This is a genomic window from Lichenibacterium dinghuense (genome assembly GCF_021730615.1).
In the GTDB taxonomy this organism is placed as follows: Bacteria; Pseudomonadota; Alphaproteobacteria; order Rhizobiales; family Beijerinckiaceae; genus Lichenihabitans; species Lichenihabitans dinghuensis.
In genome coordinates this window covers 2,158,020-2,178,141 of sequence record NZ_JAJLMN010000001.1, presented here as the reverse complement: position 1 = coordinate 2,178,141, position 20,122 = coordinate 2,158,020, and the positions used below count along the sequence as shown (strand labels likewise).

Here is a 20,122-nt window from a genome sequence, read left to right as displayed (position 1 = left end):
ATCCCTCGCCGGCGTCGGTCGTGGCCCTCGAAGGGATCAGCCGAGGATCACTCGGCCGCCTGCTTCATCGGCTCGTTCTGGGTGGACACCTCGGAAATCGTCTTCAGGATCTGCGAGGCGATCTGGTAGGGGTCCCCCTGGGAGTTCGGGCGGCGATCCTCGAGGTAGCCCTTGTAGTCGTTCTTGACGAACGAGTGGGGCACGCGGATCGAGGCGCCGCGGTCAGCCACGCCGTAGGAGAACTTGTTCCAGGGCGCCGTCTCGTGCTTGCCGGTCAGGCGCTTGTCGTTGTCGGGGCCGTAGACCGCGATGTGGTCGTGCAGGTTCTTGTCGAAGGCCGTCATCAGGCGCTCGAAATAGTCCTTGCCGCCGACCGTGCGCATGTACTCGGTCGAGAAGTTGGCGTGCATGCCCGACCCGTTCCAGTCGGTGTCGCCGAGCGGCTTGCAGTGGTACTCGACGTCGATCTCGTACTTCTCGCAGAGGCGCTGCAGGAGGTAGCGGGCGACCCACATCTCGTCGGCGGCGCGCTTGGAGCCCTTGCCGAAGATCTGGAACTCCCACTGGCCCTTCGCCACCTCGGCGTTGATGCCCTCGTGGTTGATGCCGGCGTCGAGGCACAGGTCGAGGTGCTCCTCGACGATCTGCCGCGCCACCGAGCCGACGTTGGAATAGCCGACGCCCGTGTAGTAGGGGCCCTGCGGGGCCGGATAGCCGCTGTCGGGGAAGCCGAGCGGGCGGCCGTTCTTGAAGAAGAAGTATTCCTGCTCGAAGCCGAACCAGGCGCCCTCGTCGTCGAGGATGGTGGCGCGCTTGTTGGACGCGTGCGGGCTGCCGTCCGGCATCATGACCTCGCACATGACGAGGATGCCGTTCTTGCGGGTGCTGTCGGGGAAGTGGCGGACCGGCTTCAGCACGCAGTCGGAGCTGCCGCCCGGAGCCTGCTTGGTGGACGAGCCGTCGAAGCCCCACAGGGGGAGCTGCTCCAGCGCCGGATAGCTGTCGAAGTCCTTGAGCTGCGTCTTGCCGCGGAGGTTGGGGACCGGGGTGTATCCGTCGAGCCAGAGGTATTCCAGCTTGTATTTCGTCATTCGCGTTCCTCTCGTCGGTGCGACGCGGCGGGGCTGGAAGCCGCGCGCCGGGGCGCTCAGCCTCTCACGGGCGCGTGCTCCTAAGCATCTCCTGTGCCAGCGCTCATTCTGGCGGGGAACCGCGGCTCGGTGGCGGGATCGGCGCCCGTGCGGGGTGGAAAGGGTTTGCACACTTATTAGGCGAAATGCCCAATCAGTCGCCGAAGATGGACCAGCCCATGCGCTTCGCGAGGCGTTCCAGCGCGATGCGGCCGAGGTGCGAGTTGCCCGCCGCGTCGAGCCCCGGCGCCCAGACCGCGATGGAGGCCCGCCCGGGCGCCACCGCCAGGATGCCGCCGCCGACGCCGCTCTTCCCCGGCAGGCCGACCCGGTAGGCGAACTCGCCCGACCCGTCGTAGTGTCCGCAGGTGAGCATCAGGGCGTTGATGCGCTTGGCGCGCTCGGACGGCACCACGGAATAGCCCGTCGCGGGGTCGCGCCCCCCGAAGGCGAGGTAGCGCCCGGCCGTGGCGAGCTGCCGGCAGGTCATCGCGATGGCGCAATGGTGGAAGTAGACCCCGAGCGTATAGTCGACCGGCCCCTCGATTACGCCGAAGGACTTCATGTAGTTGGCCAGCGCCGTGTTGCGGTGGCCGGTGCGCTTCTCCGAGGCCGCCACGGCGCCGTCGATCGCGACAGTGGCGTCGCCCGCCAGCGACTGCATGAAGCGCAGGATCTCGCCCAGCGACTCGCGCGGCTGGTGCCCGGCCGCGATGACGTCCGTCACCGCGATGGCGCCGGCGTTGATGAAGGGGTTGCGGGGGACGCCGCGCTCGCGCTCCAGCTGGACGATGGAGTTGAACGGGTTGCCGGAGGGCTCGCGCCCGACGCGGCTCCACAGCCGGTCACCCACCATGCCGAGCGCCAGCGTCAGGGTGAAGACCTTGGAGATGCTCTGGATCGAGAAGGGCACGTCGGCGTCGCCCCCCACCGCGGCCTGCCCGTCGGCGCCGATCACGGCGAGGCCGAACTGGTGCGGGTCGACCCGCGCGAGCTCGGGGATGTAATGGGCCACCTCGCCCCGGTCGGGCCGCTGCGCCATCTCGGCGGCGATCTCCTGGACGACGGCATGGATGTCGGGCAAGGCGGCTCAACCCCGGTCGCGCCCGGAGCGTGGGCGCCCGTCCATGCTCGGCCGCGGCGGGCCGGGGCGTCAATCCTGGACCGGCCCTGTCGAGCCGGAACGGCATGGCAGAGAGGGTGTCATGAACCATGGACGATGGCTCTGCTGGAGCCATTTTCGGATGATCGGCAGGAGACTTGCGATGAGCGTGGCTCAGCCACGGTCGAGCGAGTCGACGCACCGAGGGCCGAAAAGGGCCCAGCCCGTTCGGGGTTGCGGTGCGGCGGCCGCCTAGTGCGTCGAAGCTTTCGCCGGTACAGCCGTACCGGCTTCAAGCTTCTCCTGCCACTCGGCTCGCCGCGCCGCAACAGAGCCATCGCCCATGGTTCATGACAGCCTCCGAGGTGCGCCATGACCGCCATCAGCTTCTCGCCGTCCCGCGTCGCCGCCATGGTGACGCGCTATTCGTACCTGCTGCGCGGGTCCTGGCCGCGGCTGCTCGACCTCATGTACTGGCCCACCGTGCAGCTCGTCACCTGGGGCTTCATCCAGCGCTTCGTCGGCTCCGCCGCGGTGGCCGGGGGCGCGCAGGGCCGGCTCGCGGTCGGCGCCGGCACGCTGATCGGCGCCGTGATGCTGTGGGACGTGCTGTTCCGCGGCCAGCTCGGCTTCACGCTGTCCTTCCTCGAGGAGATGCACTCCCGCAACATCGGCAACCTGTTCATGAGCCCGCTGCGCCCGCTGGAGTTCGTCGCCGCCATGATGGTGATGAGCCTCGTGCGCCTCCTGCTGGGCGTCGTGCCCGTCACCGGGCTCGCGGTGCTGTTCTTCGGCTTCAACCTGTGGGGGCTCGGCCTGGCGCTCGGCCTGTTTTTCGCCAACCTGATCCTGACGAGCTGGAGCGTCGGCCTCGTCGTGTCGGGCTTCCTGCTGCGCAACGGCCTCGGCGCGGAGGAGCTCGCGTGGAGCTTCATGTTCCTGCTGCTGCCGCTCTGCTGCGTGTACTACCCCGTGGCGGTGCTGCCGGGCTGGCTGCAGGCCGTGTCCTGGTGCCTGCCGCCCACCTACGTCTTCGAGGGGCTGCGGGCGGCGCTGAACGACGGCGCCGTGCGCGGCGATCTCATGGCGGAAGCCTTCGCGATCAACCTCGCCCTCATGGCCTGCGGCACCGCCGCCTTCCTGTGGTTCGTGCGCCGCTCGCGCGAGGCCGGCACGCTGCTGCAGATGGGTGAATGATTGGGCATTCCGCCCCGTTCCGGCGCGAATCGCGGCACGGCGGATTGTGAGCCGTCTGAGCAGTCGCTATCTTTTGACCGGGATGGGCGGTTCTGCCGGCAAAGCGACAGCCCGAGCGTCGAACTCCAGCGTCGGGTGTGCCGTGGGTCAGATGAAGGTCACTTATCCGATGTACGAGATGATGCATCTCGCACTGGCGCCGTCCCGCGCCTTGTCGGACTACACGCGGCTCCTCTTCAAGAACCCGCTGAACCCCTGGACCTACACGCCAGTCGGCCGCAACATCGCGGCCTCGGCCGAACTGTTCGAGCGCATGACGCGCCGCTACGGCAAGCCGGTCTTCGGGCTCGACCACACGACGGTCGACGGGCGCACCCTCGCGGTCACCGAGACGCCCGTGTGGGAGCGACCCTTCTGCAAGCTGCTGCATTTCAAGAAGCATGACGACGGCGGCGCGGCCCCGCGCTCGCGCATGCTGGTGGTGGCGCCCCTGTCCGGCCACTACGCGACGCTGCTGCGCGGCACAGTGGACGCGCTGCTGCCCCACTTCGACGTCTACGTCACCGACTGGGCGGACGCCCGCATGGTGCCGCTGGCGATGGGCAAGTTCGACCTCGACGACTACATCGGCTACCTGATCGACATCCTCCGCGTGCTCGGCGGGGAGGGCGTGCCGGTCCACACGCTGGGCGTCTGCCAGCCGGCTGTGCCGCTGATCATCGCGGCGGCCCACATGGAGAAGACGGGCGACCCGCTCCACCCGACCTCGATGACGCTGATGGGCGGCCCCATCGACACGCGCTGCAGCCCCACCGCCGTGAACCAGCTCGCCGTCGAGCGCGGCACCGAGTGGTTCCGCGAGAACTGCCTGGAGACCGTGCCCTTCCCGTATCCGGGCATGGGCCGCGAAGTCTACCCCGGCTACCTGCAGCTGTCCGGCTTCATGGCGATGAACATGGACCGCCACGTCGGCGCCCACCAGGACATGTTCTACCACCTCGTCAACGGCGACGGCGACTCGGCCGAGAAGCACCGCGACTTCTACGACGAGTATATGGCCGTGCTGGACCTCACGGCCGAATACTACATGCAGACCATCGAGCAGGTGTTCGTGCGGCAGTCGCTGCCCAAGGGCGAGTTCGTCTACGCGGGAGACCGGATCGACCTCGGCGACATCCGCCGCACCGCGCTGATGACGGTGGAGGGCGAGAAGGACGACATCTCCGGCGTCGGCCAGACCAACGCGGCGCAGCGCCTGTGCCGCAACCTGCCCGACGCGCTGAAGCTGCACTACCTGCAGCCCGGCGTGGGCCATTACGGCGTGTTCAACGGCTCGCGCTACCGCAAGGAGATCGTGCCGCGCATGGTCGAGTTCGCGCGCCGCGTCGAGCGGGCTGGCGAAACGTCCACGGTGATCCCGTTGCGGTCTCGCGCGGTCTGATGGGGCCCGCTCCCGGTCGAGGCCGGAGCGGGATAACCCTCGAAAACCTCCCGCCTCACCGCACCCGGCGCAGGATGTCGAGCATGGTGCGGTGCATGTGCTCGTTGCCGGCCAGGATCGAGCCCGCGCCGAGCAGGTCGTCGGCGCCGTCCGCCGTCGACACGAAGCCGCCGGCCTCGCGCACCAGCAGCGCCCCGGCGGCCACGTCCCAGGACTTCACGCCCCGCTCCCAATAGGCGTCCGAGAAGCCGGCCGCCACGGCGGCGAGGTCGAGCGCCGCGGCGCCGAAGCGGCGCAGCACGCCGGCCCGCGCCATCACCTCGGCCATCTCGGCCTTGAAGCGCGGGTGGAGCGACGCCCGGCCGAGCGCCGGGATGCCGCAGCTCACCAGCGCTTCCGCGATGTCGCGCCGCGCCGCGACGCGCAGGCGCCGGTTGTTCAGGTAGGCGCCCTGGCCGCGCTCGGCGAAATACATGTCGTCGGTGGCGGGGTTGTAGACCACGCCGGCCACGAGCTGGCCTTCGCGCTCCAGCCCCACCGACACGGCGAAGATCGGCACGCCGTGGAGGAAGTTGGTGGTGCCGTCGAGCGGGTCGACGTGCCAGGTGTGGCTCCGGTCGGTGCCCTCGATCCGGCCGCCTTCCTCCATCACGAAGCCGTAGCCGGGGCGGGCCTTCGACAGCTCCTCGAACACCGTCTTCTCGGCGCGCTTGTCGGCGGCGGTGACGAAGTCGCCCGGCCCCTTCACCGACACCTGCAGGTTCTCGATCTCGCCGAGGTCGCGCTTGAGCCCCCGCCCGGCCTTCAGCACGGCGGCGGTCATGACGTTCATCAGGGCGGAGCGGATCATCGAGGGGCCTGCGGGGAAAGGGGAAACGGCGCATCGCGCCCTGATCCCGCAAGTGGACCGAAAGCGCCGGAGGGGCAACCCTCGGCGGCGCAGATCAGGCGTTCGCCGCAGGCGCCGGGGCGCGCCGGTAGTGGTAGCGCGACAGCTCCGCCGTGAAGCCGAGGCGGCGATACAGCGCCAGCGCCGGCGGGTTGTCGTCGAGCATCTGCAGGCAGGCGCCCGTGGCGCCCTCCCGCTCGGCGGCCCAGCGCAGCACCGCCGCGACGGCGTGGCCCGCGAGCCCGCGCCCGCGGTGCTCCGGCGCGGTGGCGACTGCGTTGAGGCAGACGAGCCCGCCCGCGACCGCGCCGCAGGCCTGGGCCGCGACGGCGCCGTCGACCTCGACCGAGGCGAAGGCGGCCGGCGCCGCGATGCGATCGAGCATCCTGGCCCGCAGCGCGGCGGCCGTCGCGTCGAGCCCCGCCAGCGCCGCCGAAGCGTCGAGCCAGCGCGCGTCGGGCCGGCCCTCGCGCAGGGAAGCGCCGCCCACGGGCCTGGGCGGGGAGGCGGCGAAGTCGGCGTGGAGCACCAGGGAGCTGTCGAACGGCGCGCCGTAGCCGGCGGCGTCGAGCGCCTCCTCCAGGCCGGGTTCGGGCAGGGCCGTCGACAGGCGGAACACGGTCGGCAGCCCCTCGGCCCGGTACAGCGCCTCGCAGGCCGCGATCCTGCCGGCGAGGTCGCCCATCGCGGGCGCGGCGACGTTGACCGAGTTGGCGCGGTTCGTGTGGCCGCCGCTGAAGCGCAGCAGCCAGCCGTCCACGGTCTCCTCACGCAGCGCCGGCCAGACGGCGTAGCAGGCGCGCTCGGCGCGGAGGGCGAGGCCGGAGCCCGTCACGGAACCAGGAACACGTCGGCGGCCAGGGCGAAGCGGTTCCCGAGCCCGCGGGCTTGGCGCGCGTCGATCGATGCCGCGCCGTCCAGAACGTCGGACACGGCGGCCGCCGACCCGATCTCGGGAAGGCCGTCGGGGGTGATCCCATGCTCCTCCATGAGGTACCGCAGGGCATCGACGCCCGCGACGGGCGGCATGGGCCGATGCTCTTCGTCGTAGGATGCAAGGAGATCCCCCATCGCCGACGCCAGCCCGGCGAGTTCATGTTCGGGATCGTCCGCGATCATCGACAGGACGTCGTCGAGGAGGACCGTGAGCCTGTCGTAGTCGGCTTCCGTCGCGGGCCTCGTCAGGAGCGGCGACACGAAATGCCAGTGGCGGGCAGCTTCCTCGACGAGGGCGTTCATGACGTCACACCTTCCAGTGTCCGGCCGTATATTCGGCGTGATCGAGGATTTCTCGGATGAAGAGTTTCCCGAACCGATAGTCCACCGTCGCGATCAGCCTGAGCTTGTTCCCGCCGATGTCGAAGACATGCAACGCTCCCACTTTGTCGGTCGCCGGGAAGATCCTCTTGAGTGACGAGAAGTCCGTGGGCTGCGCGGCTTTGGCGAGCCTGTACCACGTGTCGAGGGCCTGTGCGGCGCGGGGCCAACGAGCCTTGGCGTCCCAGATCCTCTTCTGCGTGATCACGTGCACGATACCCGCCGCGTAGGGGACAGCCGGATGATCGCCCCTCCCCGAAGCTCGGGCAAGCCCCCTCAGTTGGCCATCGTCCTGCGCATCCCGTCCTCGACCTTGGCCTTGTCGGCGGGGGTGAGGCCGGCCAGCACGCCGTCGAGCCAGGGGTCGGGCACGCCGGCCGCGCGGGCCATCAGGTGCCAGCGCGCCGCCGCGACGCTGTCCTTGCGCACGCCCCGGCCGGCCGCGTAGAGCCGCGCCAGCCGGTTGGCCGCCACCGGGTTGCCGGAGGCCGCGGCGCGGCGGAACCAGCGCGCGGCGGCCGCCTCGTCGCGCGGCACGCCTTCGCCGTTGAACAGCGCGATGGCGTAGTCGAGCTCGGCCGCGACGTTCCGCTCCTCGGCGGCCGTCTTGAACAGCGCCGCCGCCCGGGCCGGCTCGCGCGGGACGCCCTCGCCCGCCTTGTACAGGTTGCCGAGCGCGTAGGCGGCGTCGACGTCGCCGAGGTCGGCGGCGCGCTGGAAATAGTCCGCGGCCTTGACGTAGTCGCGGGTGTCCACGTCGGCCTGGAGCGTCAGGACGCCGAGGTTGTAGAGCGCGCCGGCGTGGCCCGCCGCCGCCGCCTTCTCCAGGTAGGGCCGGGCCGCGGCCGGGCTCTTCGGCACGCCGGCGCCCCGCAGCAGGGCGAGGCCGTAGGAGAAGCTGCCCTGGCGGTCGCCGTTGTCGCTGGCGAGCTTGTACCAGCGGGCGGCCTCGGCGGGGTCCTCCCGCACGGCGAGGCCCTGGGCATAGATCTCGCCGATCAACTCCATGGCGGCCCCGTCCTTGGGGTTCTGGCCGAGGCGCTCGGTGGCCTGGGCGAGCGCGGTGGCGAAGAAGCCGCGCTGAAAGGCGCCGTAGGGCTTGTCGGCGTCGGTCACGCCCGGCCCGGCGGGGGCCGAGGCCGCGCCGGCGTCGGTCGTGGACGGCAGGAAGCCGGCCCGCGGCGCGGCGAAGGGCTGGGCGGCGGAGGGCTGGGTGGCGACGCCCGCGAGCGGCGGCGCGGCCGAGGCGGGTGCCGCGGCGAGGATCAGGGCGATGACGGCGGCGCTGCGGATCAAGCCCCGGCCTCTTCGGCGGCGAGCGCCTCTTCGGCGCGGTCGAGCGCGGCGCGGGCCTCGGCCACGGCGGCGCCGGGCCCGCGCGGGTCGTCCCACACGGCGGGGCCGAGGCCCACGAATTCGGCGCCCGCCAGCCCCAGCGCCTCCACCTCGCCGAGCGAGCGGGCGAAGCCCACGCAGGGCACGTTGAAGATCTCGGCCCACCAGGCCACCTCGTCGCGCACCGCGTCGGGCGCGGGGCCCTCGGCCGCGAATCCTGCGTCGCCGAACATCACGTAGTCGGCGCCCGCCTCGCCGGCCCGCATGGCGTCGTCGCGCGAGGCGAGGTGGCCCGCGCCGGCGATGCGGTCCGGCTTCATGCCGTCGAGCGCCGCCGCGAGGGCGTCGTCGGCCCCCGCCGCGTGGACGCCGTCGGCGCCCGTGTGGGCGACGAGCCGCGGATCTTCGAGCAGCAGCGCCGCGCCGCGGTCCTGCACGGCCGGGGCCAGCCCCCGCACGACCTCCTTGCGGTCCCGCTCGGAGGAGGGCGCCAGCCGCAGCAGCACGCAGGCGACGTCGCCGGCGCCGAGCGCGGCCTCGACCGCGGGCCGGGCCGCCTCCGCGGAGGCGATCGGCGGCGTGACCAGGAACAGCCGGGTGCGGGGTTCGGACATGGGGAAGGGGCTTCGCGGGATCGGGGCCGCTTATCTGCACGGATTCCGGCAAAACCGCGACTCCGCCGGCCCGGCCCGGTGTCGCGGAACTCCGCCGGAGCGCCGACGTTGCGCCAGGGAGCGGCTGCCGCGTCACCCGTCCCGAACGCGAGCCATCGCCGGATGCCCCCCGAACTCCCGCCCCCCGACGCCTGCCTGTTCCTCGACGTCGACGGCACTCTGGTCGACATCGCGCCGACGCCGGACGCCGTGCGGCTCGCGCCCGGCCTGCTCGACGACCTCGCCGCGGCCGAGCGGATCTGCGGCGGCGCGCTGGCGCTGGTGAGCGGGCGCTCGATCGCCCAGCTCGACGCCATCTTCGCCCCCCGCCGCTTCACCGCGAGCGGGGTCCACGGGGCGGAGTTCCGCCATCCCGACGGCATGACGGCGCGCGCGGCCGAGCCGATCCCGCGGTCCGCCTGGGACGACCTCGCCGTCCTGCTCGGCGACTTCCCGGCGTCCTTCGCGGAGGACAAGGGCTTCTCCTTCGCGGTGCATCACCGCGCCGCGCCCGACACGGGGCCGCGCCTGCGCGCCGCCCTGGAGGTCTTCCTCGCCGCGCGGCCCGGTCTCGGCCTCGCGATCCTGCCGGGGCACTTCGTGTTCGAGCTGAAGCGGCCCGGCGTCGACAAGGGCGGCGCCATAGCCCGGCTGATGGAGCGGGCGCCCTTCGCGGGGCGGTGCCCGGTCTTCGTCGGCGACGACGTCACCGACCTGCCGGGCTTCGCCGCCGTCGAGGCGCGGGGCGGGGCCGCCTACGCGGTCGGCCGCGACCTGCCGGGCGCGCGGGGCACCTTCGCCGACCCCGCGGCCGTGCGGGCCTGGCTCGGCGCATTCGTGCGGCGCGGGGCCGCCGCGGCGTGACGGGACGGTTCAACCCCTCGTGCATTGACGGGCCGCACTCGACGGATAGGGTGTCGACGGCCGGCCTGTTCGCCGACGTCGGGCCGTCATGCAGCGGGGAGGGCGGTCGATGAGCCGGCTGGTCATCGTTTCCAACCGCGTCACCGTCCCGGAGCCCGGCCATCCCCCGCCGCCCGGCGGCTTGGCGGTGGCGGTCCACGCGGCGCTGAAGTCCAGGCCCGGCCTGTGGTTCGGCTGGAGCGGCAAGATCGACGACAACCCCGCCGTGGAGCCGGAGACCGTCGAGCGCGACAACGTCACCTACACGGTGACGGACCTGTCCACGGCCGACTACAACGAATACTACACGGGCTTCGCCAACCGCGTGCTGTGGCCGATCCTGCATTACCGGGTCGACCTCGCGGAGTTCAACCGCTCGGACCTGTCCGGCTACCTGCGCGTCAACGCGCTCTTCGCCGACCGGCTGGCGAAGCTGCTCAAGCCCGACGACGTGATCTGGGTCCACGACTACCACCTGATGCCGTTGGCGCGGGAGCTGCGCTCGCGCGGCTTCGACAACCCGATCGGCTTCTTCCTCCACATCCCGTGCCCGCCGGCCGACCTGCTCTTCACCATCCCCAAGCAGGAGCAGACGATCGGGGCGCTGAGCCACTACGACCTCGTCGGGTTCCAGACGGAGAACGACCGGGACAACTACGGCCGCTACCTGTCGATGACGGGCGCCCACAAGGGCCGCGACGCGACCTCCTACGCGCTCGACGGGCGCGTGGTCAGGATCGGCGCCTTCCCGGTCGGCATCGAGACCGCCGACCTCGCCGCGATCGCGGCCGAAACGGTGGACTCCCAGTTCACGCGCGAGCTGCGCGACAGCCTGCAGGGCCGCAAGCTGGTGGTGGGCGTCGACCGGCTCGACTATTCCAAGGGCATCGTCCACCGCGTCGAGGGCTACCGGCACTTCCTCGAACGCGAGCCGGGCTGGCGCAACCGCGTGTCCTACCTCCAGGTCACGCCCAAGAGCCGCTCCGAGATCCCGGAATACGGCGACATGTCGGACGACGTGAACCGGCTCGTCAGCGAGGTGAACGGCCAGTTCGGCGAGGCCGCCTGGACGCCCATCCGCTACATCAACCGCGCCTACCCGCGCGAAGCGCTGGCGGGCGTGTTCCGCATCGCCGCCGCGGCGCTGGTGACCCCGCTGCGCGACGGCATGAACCTCGTCGCCAAGGAATATGTGGCGTCGCAGGACCCGGCGGATCCCGGCGTGCTGCTGTTGTCGCAGTTCGCCGGCGCCGCGGCCGAGCTCGACGCCGCGCTGATCGTCAACCCGCACGAGACCGAGGGCATGGCCCAGGCGCTGCGCACCGCGCTGGAGATGCCGCTGGACGAGCGGCGGGCGCGCTTCACAGCCATGTTCGAGCGCATCTCGCGCCAGGACATCGACCGCTGGGCCGAGACGTTCCTGGCCAAGCTGTCCGAAACGCGGCGGTCGTTCCTGATCGGGCAGCTGCGATCGCTGTTCAACTGAGGGTGAGGGCGCCGCCGATCCGCCCGTCTACGCCGATGGGTCCCGCGTCCCCTCGAAGGTGATCCTGCCCCGGTAGACGAGCCGGCCTGCCTCGTCCCGCACGTCGCACGTGACCGTATGCAGCTCCCCGTCGGGCAAGTCCTCGCGGGCGATGTCCGGCAACAGGCATTGGCAGGTCGTCCGAGCGTCTTCGAAGTCGTCGCATTCGCTGCCGAACGCGTCGCGGTGGAAGCCCTTGCTGTCGCAGATGTCGAAGAAGTACCGAGGCATGCGGGGCCTGTGTGCGATGGGGCGGATCGACACATCTTCGATACCACCCTTCCTTGTGCGTCCAAACGGGGGTTGATCTAAAAAGGTTCAAGAAAATGATCTATGATGATGCCGGACAGGGTTTCGCTGCATACAAGCCCCAGCCCGAGGCACCGACGGTGCCCGAAGGACGGGAACTTGAATGGCGCTCCGCCTCCAACCGGCGTCGATCCGAGCGGCGCGCGGCATGCTGAACTGGTCGATCGTGGAACTGGCCGAGAAGGCCGGCGTGTCCGTCTCCACCGTCAAACGGATGGAGATGGCCGGCCCGCAGCCGCTGTCCTTCGACGTCTACGCGAAGGTCCGCATCGCCTTCGAGGCGCAGGGCGTGTCGTTCCTGGACGACAACGGCCAGGGCGCGGGGCTTCGTTTCAAGGCGATCATGGCGGCCCGGCCGGGCCGGGAATGGCCGTGAAAGAATGGCCGTGAAGCGGACCGCGTGCGGGGCGACGGGCTCGCGCGCTGCAAGCCCCCGGCAAGGTGCCCCGCCCAGGGTCGGAGCGCCGGGCGAGGTCCCGTCCCCCCGAGGTCCCACCCCCGTGTCGATCGCCCCCCCGTCAGACATCATCCTGGACGTCGCCCAGGCCGCGGACCCGCGTCGCCTCCAGGCCGCGACGACCAAGCTCAACGCCATGGCGGCGGCGTCGGGCGGCGAGCCGGCCGATTTCGGCGCGCTGCTGGCCAGCGCGGCCGGCGCGAAGCCCCGGCCCGCCGCGCCGTCCCCTCCCGGCGCGTCGACGCTGGTCCCGGGCCCCGCCGCCACGCTGCCCGGCCTGTCGCCCTACCAGAAGTTCGAGGCCGTGCTGCTGCAGACCTTCGTGCAGGAGATGCTCCCCAAGGACGACAAGCTGTTCGGCGACGCCGCTTCGGCGGACGCCTATCGCGGCATGATGGCCGAGCAACTCGCGAACCAGTTGGCGCGGTCGGGCCGGATCGGCATCGCGAAGATGATCGAGCACGCGCACGGCCCGTCGTCCCCGGCCCACCCGGCTCCCGCAACGCCCGCGCCGGACGAGGTGGCCTGAGCCCGCCAGCCCCGGGCCAGCCCGTCCCGCCAATGTCGCGGCCGGATGCGGGCCGCGCGGCTCGCCGGAACCGGGATCGGGGAACACGAGCCATGAGCAAGGGCCAGGCGCTGGGCAGCATCTTCGGCACCGGGTCGCGGCGCGCCGCCGCCCCGGCAGCTCCCGCTCCGGGCGTCGCGGGCCTGCTCGCGGTGGTCGACCGGCTCGAAGCCGTGCTCGACGCCGAGACCGACGCCCTGAAGCGCAGCCTGCCCGCCGACATGGCCGAGATCGGCAACCGCAAGCGCCAGGGCCTGCTGGAGATGGACCGCGCGCTGCGCGCCGTCCCCCCGGCCCCGGAGGTCCGCGAGCGCCTGCACCGCTTCGCCGCCGCGGTCGAGCGGAACCGCGCGGCGCTCGGCACCCAGCTCCGCGCCGTGCGCGAGATCGCCGACATCGTCGCCCAAACCCTGCGCGAGGCCGAGTCCGACGGCACCTACTCGCCCGCGGCGGGGCGGGCGTGAAGCTCCTCGTCGCCGGGCTGTGGGTCACGGCGGTGGCGCTCGGCACCGCCTACGGGGTCGCGCTCTACCTGCCGGGGGGAGGCGACGCCAAGGCGGCCGGGGCGGTGCCGCCGGTGCTGCAGACGCAGAAGACCCGCGTGATCAACGTGCCGGTGCTGGTCGAGGGGGCGCTGCGGGGGTTCGTGGCGGCGCAGTTCGTCCTCACCGAGGACGCCAACGTGCTGAAGACCCTGCAGGTGCCGCCCGACGCCTACCTGCTCGACGAGGCGTTCCGGGCGATCTACTCCGACGCCGGGCTCGATCCCCACCACGTCGAGCGGTACGACCTGCAGAAGCTCACGAGCCGCCTCGTGAAGAGCACCAACGACCGGCTCGGCGCGCCGGTGCTCAAGGACGTGCTGATCGAGAACTTCTCCTACATCGACAAGGACGCCGCCAGGGGCTGAGAAGCCACCTCCGTCCCGTTCCGAAGGCTCCCCCATGTCGGTCCCCATCCCGGGCGGCGCCCCGGCCCGCAACCGTCTCGTCGGCCTCGGCCTCGTCCTGGTCGTGTCGGGCTGGCTCGCCCTGGTGGCCGACCTCGTGCTGGCCGACGCCCAGCTCCAGGCGGGCGGCCTCGTGGCGACGCTGGCGCTGAAGAACGACATCGCCACCCTGTCCGAGATGCTGGTGGTGACCGGGCTCGGGCTCGCGATCCTGGGCGGGCTGCGCGACGGTTTCGGGGCGCTGAACCGCTTCTTCGACGCCGTGCTGCAGCGCTCGACGGCGGCGCGCCCGGTCCCGATGCCGGACGCGCCGCCCGTCGCGCTCGACGAGGAGGTTGCCCCGCCGCGCCGCGCCGCGCCCGAGCGCGCGGCACCGCTCGCCGCGGCGCCCCCGCCCGGGCGCAACTACCAGATCCTGCCGGACGGCTCGGTGGAGGTGGAAACCCTGCTCGGCACCCGCGTCTTCGCCAGCATGGAGGAGGCGCGGGACTTCATCCGCTGACGGGTCGCCTCACGCTCCCGTCCACAGCGCGAGCGCGATCGCGCCGGCGACGCCGGCCGCGGCCGCCCAGACCAGGAGGGCGTAGACCATCCAGCGGATCTCGCGCTGCATCTGCCGCCGGGCGGCGGCCTGCGCCTCGCGGCGGGCCTCCTGCTCGGCCCGCCACGCCTCGTACCATGCGACGTAGAGGTTCGGCTCGGGAGCGTGCGGCCCGTCCATGGCGTGGCTCGATCGCGTGCTGCCGGGGATGCGCTCCCGTGCCGGAAATGCCCGCGCGCTTCAAGCCGGAGCCCTGCGGCTTGCCGCCCCGCCCCGCCATCGCGTAAGGCGAAACCCGTCCCGCCCGCGCGGCCGGCGGTCCGCCGGGGCGGATTTCGAACCGCAAGGACCCGATGACGAGCCGCGCCGACGCCGTTCCCCGCCCCGTGCGGCGACCCGTCCCCCTGAGCCACCGCGTCGTTCTGGCGACCGGCTGGGGGCGCCGCGCCATCGCGGCGCTGGCCGGCGCCTGCGGCGCGCTCGCCATGGCGCCGGTGGGCTTCGTGCCCGCCATGGCGGTCTCGCTCACCGCCGCGGTGTGGCTGATCGACGGCTCCGAGCGCACGGCCGCGTCGCGCTCCGGCGCGCGCCGCCACGCCTGGCCGACGCTGCGCTCGGCCTTCGGGGCCGGGTGGTGGTGGGGCTTCGGCTATTTCACCGCGGGCCTCTACTGGCTCGGCGCCGCCTTCCTGGTCGATGCCGACAAGACCGCTTGGCTGATGCCGCTCGGCGTGGTCGCCCTGCCGGCCGTGCTGGCGATCTATTCGGGGGGCGCCTTCGCGCTGGCCCGCGCGCTGTGGTGGCCCGGCCCCGCCCGCGTGCCGGCCCTGGCCTTCGCCCTGCTCGTGGCGGAGCTGCTGCGCGGCTGGCTGTTCACCGGCTTCCCCTGGAACGAGATCGGGATGGCGCTGGGCACGAACCTTGTGCTCGCGCAGGGCGCGAGCGTGATCGGGCTGCACGGGCTGACGGCGCTGTCCGTCCTGGTCTTCGCCGCCCCGGCGACCCTGGCCGACCGCGACGTCCGGGGGCGGCGCAGCCTCGCCCCGGCGGCGCTCGCGGCCCTGGCCCTGGTCGGGCTCGCGGGCTTCGGCGCGTGGCGGCTGTCGGGCGGTCCGGTGCCCGACGTGGCGGGGGTGAGGCTGCGCATCATGCAGCCCGACGTGTTCGGCGACGGCGAGTTCACCTACGAGAACAAGGACGCGCTGCTGGCGAAATATCTCGCGCTGTCCGACCGTGCCACGGCGGCCGACCGCACGGGGCTCGCCGACGTCACGCACCTGATCTGGCCGGAATCGCCCTTCCCCTTCATCCTGTCGCGCGACCCCGACGCGCTCGACGCCATCGGCCGCATCCTGCCCAAGGACACGGTGCTGGTGACCGGGGCGGCGCGCGTCGAAGGCTCGCAGACCTCCGCCAAGGACCCGCCGCGCTACTTCAACGCCATCCAGGTGCTGGGCCACGATCCCGGCACGGGCACCGCGGCGGTCGGCGACACCTACGACAAGGTGCACCTCGTGCCCTTCGGCGAATACATGCCCTTCATCGGCCTGATGGAGCGCCTCGGCATCTCGCAGTTCGTGCCGATCCCCGGGGGCTTCACGCCGGGGACGCGCCACCGCCTGCTGCGCGTGCCCGGCCTGCCGCCCGTCGTGCCGGCGGTCTGCTACGAGGCGATCTTCTCCGGCGGGCTGCTGCCGCCCGGCGACGAGGGGCTCGACCGGGGCGTCATCCTGAACGTGTCCGACGACGGCTGGTTCGGCCGCACGGCCGGCCCCTGGCAGCATCTCGCGCAGGCCCGCCTGCGCGCCGTCGAGCAAGGCCTGCCGCTGATCCGCGCCGCCAACACCGGCGTCTCGGCCATCGTCGATCCTTACGGCCGAATCCTCCAAGAACTGCCGCTGGGCGAAGCCGGCGTTCTGGACGGTTTCTTGCCGCAGAGCCTCGGCCCGACGGCCTTTTCTGAGATGAATCAGGTCATTCCGCTCGCCGCATCCTGTCTTTTGTTGACCTTGCTTTTTGCCGTGCGATACGGGGACGCGAGGCGGCGCACGCGAAGCTTGTGAGCGGGAAGGGCGCCGCGCCCGCGAGCGAACGCCGCCGCGCGCGGGCTCCGAAGACACCCTGACGGCGCATGGTGGTGGACTTGTCTGGAGAGCAGCCCGTGAAGAAGGTGCCCAACCCCATCGACAAGCATGTCGGGAGCAGGGTCCGCATGCAGCGGGTCCTGATCGGGATGAGCCAGGAGCGGCTCGGCGGCGCCTTGGGGCTCACCTTCCAGCAGGTCCAGAAATACGAGAAGGGCACCAACCGCATCGGCGCGAGCCGCCTGCAGCAGATCGCCGGGATCCTCAACGTCCCGCCGGCCTTCTTCTTCGACAAGATGCCGGACGAGCACGCCGGTTCCGGCCACCAGGGGGCCGGCCTCGCGGAGGACGGCAACGGCTTCGTGGCCGACTTCCTGTCGACCCCCGAAGGTTTGATGCTCAACAAGGCCTTCCTCCGCATCAAGGAGGGACGAGTCCGCAAGAAGATCATCGACCTCGTCACCGCGCTGGCCGACGATTCGTCCACCGCGCCGGCCCGGGCGGCCTCGACCGCCGCGCCCGAGGAGGCCGAGGCGGACGACGCCGACGGCGAGGACGCGCTCTGACCCGAAGTCCGCGTCCGGAGCGGTCCGGCCGTCGTCCTGCGAGGCCCCCCTTCGCGTGGCCGTCACGCCACTGACGTTCTGTTTATCGAACGAAATGGCCGTTCTGGCTTGACCAAACGAACGCGCCGCGTCAAACAGCGCGACCGAAGCTCTTCGAGCGCGCGACGGCACAGGACTTCGAGCCCGCCCGTCCTCCGTTCGACATCGACAAGGAGGCGCGGCGTGGCCCGTCAGAACTACCTGTTCACCAGCGAATCCGTGTCCGAAGGGCACCCCGACAAGGTGTGCGACCGCATCTCGGACGAGGTGGTGGACCTGTTCTTCTCCGAGGGCGCCAAGGCGGGCCTCGACCCTTACCAGATCCGCGTCGCCTGCGAGACGCTGGCCACCACCAACCGCGTCGTCATCGCCGGCGAGGTGCGCGGCCCCGCGATCGACCCGTCCGCCATCGAGGCCGCGGCCCGCTCGGCCATCAAGGACATCGGCTACGAGCAGGACGGCTTCCACCACGAGAACGCCAAGGTCGAGATCCTGCTGCACGCGCAGTCGGCCGACATCGCGGTCGGCGTCGACGAGGCCGGCAACAAGGAAGAGGGCGCCGGCGACCAGGGCATCATGTTCGGCTACGCCTGCCGCGAGACCCCGGAGCTGATGCCGGCGCCGATCTATTACGCGCACCGCATCCTGCACAACCTGTCGGACGCGCGCCGCTCGGGCGCCGAGAAGGGCCTCGGGCCCGACGCCAAGAGCCAGGTCACGGTCCGCTACGAGAACGGCGTGCCGGTCGGGGTCACGCAGATCGTGCTGTCGCACCAGCACGTGGACGAGCACCTGACCTCCAACGACATCCGCGCCATCGCGGAGCCGCACATCCGACGCGCGCTGCCCGAGGGCTTCGTCACCAAGGACACGGTGTGGCACGTCAACCCGACCGGCAAGTTCTTCATCGGCGGGCCGGACGGCGATTGCGGCCTCACGGGCCGCAAGATCATCGTGGACACCTACGGCGGCGCGGCCCCGCACGGCGGCGGCGCCTTCTCGGGCAAGGACCCCACCAAGGTCGACCGCTCGGCCGCCTACGCGGCGCGCTACCTCGCCAAGAACGTGGTGGCGGCCGGCCTCGCCGAGCGCTGCACCCTGCAGCTGTCCTACGCCATCGGCGTGGCCGAGCCGCTGTCGATCTACGCCGACCTCCACGGCACCGGCGAGATCGACGAGGCCAAGCTCGAGGACGTGCTGATGGGCGCCATGCGCCTGTCGCCGCGCGGCATCCGCGAGCACCTCAAGCTCAACCGGCCGATCTACGCCCGCACCTCGTCCTACGGCCACTTCGGCCGCGCGCCCGAGGCCGACGGCGGCTTTTCCTGGGAAGCCACGGACCTCGCCGAGACGCTGCGTGGCCACTTCGCCTGAGGCTGAACGGCCGGCCCCGTCCCAGGGCCGGCACCGGTCGGGCGTGCTGCACGGGCGGCGGGCCGGGCGCCCGCTGCGCAAGGACCAGCGCGCCCGCATGGCGCGCGACCTGCCGGCGCTGGAGGTGGGCCTCGCCGAACTCGTCGATCCCGCGGCGCTGTTCGAGCCGGGCATCGCCGGCCTTCGGCTGGAGGTGGGCTTCGGCGGCGGCGAGCACCTGGCCCACGAGGCCGGGCGCTTCCCCGACCTCGGCTTCATCGGCTGCGAGCCCTTCCTCAACGGGGTCGCGAAGCTCGTCGAGCGGATCGAGGCGCTGGACCTCGACAACGTCCGGCTCCACGCGGGCGACGCGGGAGAGTTGCTCGACGCGCTCCCCCCGGCCTGCCTTGACGGCGCCGACGTCTTCTACCCCGACCCCTGGCCGAAGCGGCGCCAGCGCAAGCGGCGCTTCCTGTCCGAGCCGAACCTCGGCCGCCTCGCGCGGGCGCTGAAGCCGGGCGCCCCCCTGCGCTTCGCCACCGACATCGACGACTACGCCGGCTGGGTGCTGGCCCGCGTGCTGCGCTCCGCCGACTTCGCCTGGGAGGCCCGCGAGGCCGACGACTGGCGCAAGCCGTGGGACGGCTGGCCCTCGACGCGCTACGAGCAGAAAGCGATCCGGGAAGGGCGGCCTCCGGCGTATCTGACGTTCGTGCGGCGATGACGGACGGGCGGGCACGTTCGAGCTTCGCCGGCGGGGCGATGGCGGCAGGCCGCGTCCAGGTCACCCGGCATCGGCTAACCTCGTGGAGCCGATACGATGAACTTCCTCCATGCGGCCCGGATTGGGGGGAAATCGACGCCACTGCGCATTCCTGGCCGTTCACGGCTGCGCGATGGCGGCCTCCAGGGCCGATCCGGCCTGCTCCGGCATCCTGTCGATGACCCTCATGTAGCTCCGAACGGCGATCGGCATCGCCCGTCGGCCCGACTCCCAGTTGTGGAGCGTGTCGACGTCGAGGCCGAACCGGAGCGCGAACTCCTCCTGCGTGAGGCCGCTGCGCTCGCGGATGCACCTCACGTCGACGTCCCCGACCTCGACGACCGTCGCGGTGACCCCGCTGTCCGCCAAGTCTCGGGCCAAGGCGGAAAGGTCTTCGACCTTCGGCAGCGCCAGGACGGCCAAGCCCTTGTCGACCATCGCCTCGATACCCCTCTTGGCGCGGATCATCGGCAGCCCGCGGCGATGGAGCGCGCGAATGGCCGGGATCGTCTGAACGCGTCCGAGATCAGGGCCGGGGCGCAGGGCGAGGACCGCGGGAAAACCGGAGGGGTTTTGGTCGGCGGCCTTTTTGCGCCCCAGTCGTCCGAGTCGCTCCCTCAACGATGAGTCCATCGTAGTCCATCCTCTCCAGCAACGCCCGGGCGATGGTGCGGAGCTTGGCTGAGCCGAGGTCGTTCGGCCGGAAGCCAACTCCATGGATGTGTGTGGCCTCCACCACCAGCGTTCGCCCGTCCTGGCGAGGTTCACCCATCACGACGAGCTTGCCATCCGGCGTCGTGATCTCGACCGTGACGACCGGGTCCTGCGTGCCCGCGTCCTCGATCTCGAAGCTGAGATCGTCGCTCGACCACATGAGGCGGGTACGCCAGTGACGGAGTGGAATTTAGCGCACGGCGGGATGCGTCGCCAGTCGGGGATCTCCAACGACGGGTTCGAGCGATCGGATCTCCGAGATGGCGTCTCATTATGCCCGGCGGAAC

At 71.7% G+C, this 20,122-nt stretch carries 25 protein-coding genes; 13 read left to right on the top strand and 12 right to left on the bottom strand.

Annotated elements, in window-relative coordinates:
* Positions 1-47 precede the first annotated feature (47 nt).
* Both L7N97_RS10600 and L7N97_RS10595 read right to left on the bottom strand, forming a co-directional pair.
* Complete coding sequence (locus L7N97_RS10600) at positions 48-1,091, bottom strand: glutamine synthetase beta-grasp domain-containing protein (protein ID WP_237478258.1); 1,044 nt, start codon at positions 1,089-1,091, stop codon at positions 48-50.
* Positions 1,092-1,284: 193 nt separating this feature from the next.
* On the bottom strand, positions 1,285-2,214 hold the full coding sequence (locus L7N97_RS10595) for a glutaminase (RefSeq protein ID WP_237478257.1): 930 nt from the start codon (positions 2,212-2,214) through the stop codon (positions 1,285-1,287).
* 390 nt (positions 2,215-2,604) lie between these two features.
* On the opposite strand from L7N97_RS10595, the gene L7N97_RS10590 reads away from it, so the two are divergent.
* Together L7N97_RS10590 and L7N97_RS10585 are read left to right on the top strand one after the other, a co-directional pair.
* A complete protein-coding gene (locus L7N97_RS10590; RefSeq protein WP_237478256.1) occupies positions 2,605-3,429 on the top strand; it encodes an ABC transporter permease in 825 nt (274 codons plus the stop codon).
* A 151-nt stretch (positions 3,430-3,580) separates the two neighbouring features.
* Entirely contained in the window at positions 3,581-4,870 is a 1,290-nt protein-coding gene (locus tag L7N97_RS10585; RefSeq protein ID WP_237478255.1) for a polyhydroxyalkanoate depolymerase, read from the top strand.
* A gap of 55 nt (positions 4,871-4,925) precedes the next feature.
* Here the strand turns inward: L7N97_RS10585 and L7N97_RS10580 are convergent, their stop codons facing one another.
* The 6 genes from L7N97_RS10580 to L7N97_RS10555 all read right to left on the bottom strand — a co-directional run bounded on the left by L7N97_RS10580 (position 4,926) and on the right by L7N97_RS10555 (position 9,025).
* On the bottom strand, positions 4,926-5,720 hold the full coding sequence (locus tag L7N97_RS10580) for an inositol monophosphatase family protein (RefSeq protein ID WP_237478254.1): 795 nt from the start codon (positions 5,718-5,720) through the stop codon (positions 4,926-4,928).
* A gap of 94 nt (positions 5,721-5,814) precedes the next feature.
* Positions 5,815-6,594 (bottom strand): GNAT family N-acetyltransferase, encoded by a 780-nt coding sequence (locus tag L7N97_RS30210; RefSeq protein ID WP_237478253.1) that lies wholly within the window; start codon positions 6,592-6,594, stop codon positions 5,815-5,817.
* The gene (locus tag L7N97_RS10570) at positions 6,591-6,998 is read right to left on the bottom strand and encodes a helix-turn-helix domain-containing protein (RefSeq protein WP_237478252.1); all 408 of its coding nucleotides are present in this window, start codon (positions 6,996-6,998) and stop codon (positions 6,591-6,593) included. Before L7N97_RS10570 ends, L7N97_RS30210 begins: the two co-directional genes overlap by 4 nt.
* A gap of 4 nt (positions 6,999-7,002) precedes the next feature.
* A complete protein-coding gene (locus L7N97_RS10565) occupies positions 7,003-7,284 on the bottom strand; it encodes a type II toxin-antitoxin system HigB family toxin (RefSeq protein ID WP_237478251.1) in 282 nt (93 codons plus the stop codon).
* A gap of 68 nt (positions 7,285-7,352) precedes the next feature.
* A complete protein-coding gene (locus L7N97_RS10560; RefSeq protein WP_237478250.1) occupies positions 7,353-8,372 on the bottom strand; it encodes a tetratricopeptide repeat protein in 1,020 nt (339 codons plus the stop codon).
* A complete protein-coding gene (locus tag L7N97_RS10555) occupies positions 8,369-9,025 on the bottom strand; it encodes a thiamine phosphate synthase (RefSeq protein WP_237478249.1) in 657 nt (218 codons plus the stop codon). Before L7N97_RS10555 ends, L7N97_RS10560 begins: the two co-directional genes overlap by 4 nt.
* A gap of 162 nt (positions 9,026-9,187) precedes the next feature.
* On the opposite strand from L7N97_RS10555, the gene otsB reads away from it, so the two are divergent.
* Both otsB and L7N97_RS10545 read left to right on the top strand, forming a co-directional pair.
* Entirely contained in the window at positions 9,188-9,928 is a 741-nt protein-coding gene (gene otsB, locus L7N97_RS10550) for a trehalose-phosphatase (protein WP_237478248.1), read from the top strand.
* Between the two features lie 109 nt (positions 9,929-10,037).
* Entirely contained in the window at positions 10,038-11,453 is a 1,416-nt protein-coding gene (locus tag L7N97_RS10545; RefSeq protein WP_237478247.1) for an alpha,alpha-trehalose-phosphate synthase (UDP-forming), read from the top strand.
* A gap of 27 nt (positions 11,454-11,480) precedes the next feature.
* Here L7N97_RS10545 and L7N97_RS10540 read toward each other — a convergent pair whose 3' ends face one another.
* A complete protein-coding gene (locus L7N97_RS10540) occupies positions 11,481-11,723 on the bottom strand; it encodes a DUF6894 family protein (RefSeq protein ID WP_237478246.1) in 243 nt (80 codons plus the stop codon).
* A gap of 181 nt (positions 11,724-11,904) precedes the next feature.
* Here L7N97_RS10540 and L7N97_RS10535 point away from each other — a divergent pair, with 181 nt between their 5' ends.
* From L7N97_RS10535 to L7N97_RS10515, 5 genes are all read left to right on the top strand, one after another.
* On the top strand, positions 11,905-12,177 hold the full coding sequence (locus L7N97_RS10535) for a helix-turn-helix domain-containing protein (protein ID WP_237478245.1): 273 nt from the start codon (positions 11,905-11,907) through the stop codon (positions 12,175-12,177).
* Between the two features lie 124 nt (positions 12,178-12,301).
* Complete coding sequence (locus tag L7N97_RS30205) at positions 12,302-12,787, top strand: rod-binding protein (RefSeq protein WP_237478244.1); 486 nt, start codon at positions 12,302-12,304, stop codon at positions 12,785-12,787.
* 92 nt (positions 12,788-12,879) lie between these two features.
* Entirely contained in the window at positions 12,880-13,290 is a 411-nt protein-coding gene (locus tag L7N97_RS10525) for a flagellar protein FlgN (RefSeq protein ID WP_237478243.1), read from the top strand.
* Positions 13,287-13,736, top strand: a complete 450-nt coding sequence (locus L7N97_RS10520) for a hypothetical protein (RefSeq protein WP_237478242.1) — start codon at positions 13,287-13,289, stop codon at positions 13,734-13,736. The genes L7N97_RS10525 and L7N97_RS10520 overlap by 4 nt, the downstream gene beginning before the upstream one ends.
* A 34-nt stretch (positions 13,737-13,770) precedes the next feature.
* A complete protein-coding gene (locus L7N97_RS10515) occupies positions 13,771-14,277 on the top strand; it encodes a hypothetical protein (protein WP_237478241.1) in 507 nt (168 codons plus the stop codon).
* Between the two features lie 9 nt (positions 14,278-14,286).
* On the opposite strand, the gene L7N97_RS10510 is transcribed toward L7N97_RS10515, so the two are convergent.
* Entirely contained in the window at positions 14,287-14,496 is a 210-nt protein-coding gene (locus L7N97_RS10510; RefSeq protein ID WP_237478240.1) for a hypothetical protein, read from the bottom strand.
* A 173-nt stretch (positions 14,497-14,669) separates the two neighbouring features.
* Between L7N97_RS10510 and lnt the strand changes: the two genes are divergently transcribed.
* The 4 genes from lnt (at position 14,670) to trmB (ending at position 19,082) form a co-directional block, all read left to right on the top strand.
* Complete coding sequence (gene lnt, locus L7N97_RS10505; protein WP_237478239.1) at positions 14,670-16,379, top strand: apolipoprotein N-acyltransferase; 1,710 nt, start codon at positions 14,670-14,672, stop codon at positions 16,377-16,379.
* 98 nt (positions 16,380-16,477) lie between these two features.
* Positions 16,478-16,966 (top strand): helix-turn-helix domain-containing protein, encoded by a 489-nt coding sequence (locus L7N97_RS10500; RefSeq protein ID WP_428980978.1) that lies wholly within the window; start codon positions 16,478-16,480, stop codon positions 16,964-16,966.
* A gap of 222 nt (positions 16,967-17,188) precedes the next feature.
* Positions 17,189-18,379 (top strand): methionine adenosyltransferase, encoded by a 1,191-nt coding sequence (gene metK / locus L7N97_RS10495; RefSeq protein WP_237478237.1) that lies wholly within the window; start codon positions 17,189-17,191, stop codon positions 18,377-18,379.
* Positions 18,363-19,082: a tRNA (guanine(46)-N(7))-methyltransferase TrmB gene (gene trmB, locus L7N97_RS10490; protein ID WP_237478236.1), complete on the top strand. Its 720-nt coding sequence runs from the start codon at positions 18,363-18,365 to the stop codon at positions 19,080-19,082. Before metK ends, trmB begins: the two co-directional genes overlap by 17 nt.
* A gap of 159 nt (positions 19,083-19,241) precedes the next feature.
* Here the strand turns inward: trmB and L7N97_RS10485 are convergent, their stop codons facing one another.
* Together L7N97_RS10485 and L7N97_RS10480 are read right to left on the bottom strand one after the other, a co-directional pair.
* Positions 19,242-19,589 carry a helix-turn-helix domain-containing protein gene (locus L7N97_RS10485; RefSeq protein WP_237478235.1) on the bottom strand — a complete coding sequence of 116 codons (348 nt, stop codon included), beginning with the start codon at positions 19,587-19,589 and terminating at the stop codon, positions 19,242-19,244.
* A 58-nt stretch (positions 19,590-19,647) separates the two neighbouring features.
* Positions 19,648-19,995, bottom strand: coding sequence for a hypothetical protein (locus L7N97_RS10480; protein ID WP_237478234.1), 348 nt, complete (start codon positions 19,993-19,995; stop codon positions 19,648-19,650).
* Positions 19,996-20,122: the final 127 nt, after the last annotated feature.